2 protein-coding genes are annotated in these 2,681 nt (G+C 32.5%); both read left to right on the forward strand.

Annotated features, from left to right (window positions below):
- Window positions 1–486 precede the first annotated feature (486 nt).
- The gene (locus tag AC3DU7_RS30595; protein ID WP_488043002.1) at window positions 487–1,413 is read left to right on the forward strand and encodes a BsuBI/PstI family type II restriction endonuclease; all 927 of its coding nucleotides are present in this window, start codon (window positions 487–489) and stop codon (window positions 1,411–1,413) included.
- Window positions 1,414–1,452: 39 nt separating this feature from the next.
- Window positions 1,453–1,638 carry a hypothetical protein gene (locus AC3DU7_RS30600; RefSeq protein ID WP_488043001.1) on the forward strand — a complete coding sequence of 62 codons (186 nt, stop codon included), beginning with the start codon at window positions 1,453–1,455 and terminating at the stop codon, window positions 1,636–1,638.
- Window positions 1,639–2,681: the final 1,043 nt, after the last annotated feature.

The following is a 2,681-nucleotide window of genomic DNA, read 5'->3' on the forward strand; positions in this document are numbered from 1 at the left end:
ACTTGTCGAAATATTTCGGCTCCTACTGGCGATATGCACCGGATAAAATTGCCGGATGGGAGAAGAAGACGTTTGTTGTTAAGGGAGGCAGCAAGATTACAAAGTTTTCCTGATTGGTTTTAATTTGTAGGAAAAGAAACTAATTGTTTTAATCAGATTGGAAATGCAGTTCTTCCTTTATTTGCTTTTCATTTTGCGGGGAGTATTAGGATGTTATTTAGAATCTGGGAAAAGATGCTCACCAGAGGAAATTTCACAAAAAATTATTCCTGTACAATTATCATTACCTTTTTAAGAGATAAAAATTCCTCAAATTTACCGAAATATTGTGGTTTAAAGCCTCCCATTTTAAGGGGATAAGAAAGAAAATTTTTCATTATTAGTCAATCCTATCCTTGAAAAGAAGAGGTAATTATTAATTATTAATTATTAATTGTTGAACAATATCTTACTAAGTCAGATAAGTCTAAACAATTTAAAAAGTTAATCAATGAAGCGTTATATATTATTAGTAAGTTTGGTGTACCTCTTGAGGGGATGACTCAAAGACGATTGGAAAGAATGGCAATGGCTGTTTTAGCTGTAGCCAACGTTAAGAAAACTAATGGATGGGGAAAAATTGATAATTCTCATGCTTTAAGAACTAGGGAAATTATTAGGTACTGGAATAATTATTTTAATGAACAAATATCTGAAAGTTCTTATGACGATATTCGCCGGAAAGATTTAAAATTAATTGTTCTTGCAGGAATTATTATTCCTAGTGCTGCTAATCCAAATTCAGCTAGAAATGATGGTACAAGGTCTTTTGCTTTAAATCCCGATATTGCCAATATAATTAAAAATTTTGGCTCAAATAATTGGGAAGAAGAAGTAGAGGTTTTTTTAGTAGATAGAGTCACTTTAGAGCAACAACTTTCTAGTCAACGAGAAATAAGTTTAATTCCTGTTAACTTTCCTTCTGGTAAAGTCTTAAATTTTAGCCCTGGTAAACATAATGAATTACAGAAAGCAATTATTGAAAGTTTTTTACCTAGATATGGTTATGGTGCAGAAATTTTATATGTCGGCGATACAGCTAAGAAGTTTTTACATTTAGAAAAAAACAAGCTGAAAGAACTAAACTTTTTTGAATTATCTAATGGAGAATTACCCGACATAGTAGCTTATTCAGAACAGAAAAATTGGCTTTATTTGATAGAAGCTGTTCATAGTTCGGGCGTAATTTCTAATGTACGTTTATTAGAATTGAAAAAATTGACAGAAAAATGTCAGGCTGACATAATTTTTGTCACAGCTTTTCTAGACAATAATACTTTTCGCAAGTTTGCTGCTGATATTGCTTGGGAAACAGAAGTTTGGATTGCTGATGCACCAGACCATATAATTCATTTTGATGGTGAAAAATTTTGAGGACCTTATTCTCAAATAACTAATACTTGAAAGACAATTATGAATGAAATTAACTGGCAATTATTCTGGATATTAATGATTTTGCATTGTCTTATTGGTACTGCTGCTGCTTTTGTGGCAAAAAGTAGAGGTAGAAATTTTAATATTTGGCTAGGTTGGGGTTTATTGGGGGGTACTATTGCTTTGATAACTGCATTTTTGATGCCTGCTAAAAATCTAGATTGAAAAGGAAATTAATTAGCAAAAAATTAGAGAAATTTATGTAGGGATAGACAGAGAGGAAGGTTGACAGATATTACTCTTGGCTTACCTATAAAAATTTGTCTCCTTTCGAAGAGCTTTTTAATATTTTCAGAGATGGAATAATTTAGAGAAGCTAGAAAGTAATTTACTGAAGTAACTATAATATTTAGCCAATAAATTTAGTTGAATAAAAAGTCATGTATAGGGGCGAACGACTCCAACCAGTTCCTACTATATCAAAATTTTTGTGGAGATGCAACCGAAAATCCTTTGACGCGCGATTTTTTTTGAGCTTAAGAAAATGAAATTATTGATGCTTTTCCACTGAGGAGGGATAGATGGAAAGATTTGATGAGGGAAAAACAAGCATATATCTTGACTCAAGCTTCACAGGATGACAATTTCAGAAAATATCTACTTTACCTCTAGATAGACCAGACATCTGGAAAAATTATCTGACAAATTTGCGACTATCTATATATAAGAGTGAAATTTTCATCTGCTCCGAAAACTGTTAAAAAATCGAAGGGAGTTAAGAGGCGATCGCTCAACTTCAGAAGATATCTACTTACTTCTAGACAGATCAGACATTTGGTCAAATTATCTAACAAATTTTCGACTATTTATATATAAGAGTGAAATTTTCATCTGCTCCGAAAACTGGTAAAAAATCGAAGGGAGACAAGAGGCGATCGCTCAACTTCAGAAGATATCTACTTACTTCTAGACAGATCAGACATTTGGTCAAATTATCTAACAAATTTTCGACTATTTATATATAAGAGTGAAATTTTCATCTGCTCCGAAAACTGGTAAAAAATCGAAGGGAGACAAGAGGCGATCGCTCAACTTCAGAAGATATCTACTTACTTCTAGGCAGATCAGACATTTGGTCAAATTATCTAACAAATTTTCGACTATTTATATATAAGAGTGAAATTTTCATCTGCTCCGAAAACTGGTAAAAAATCGAAGGGAGACAAGAGGCGATCGCTCAACTTCAGAAGATATCTACTTACTTCTAG

Source organism: Okeania sp., from assembly GCF_983059655.1.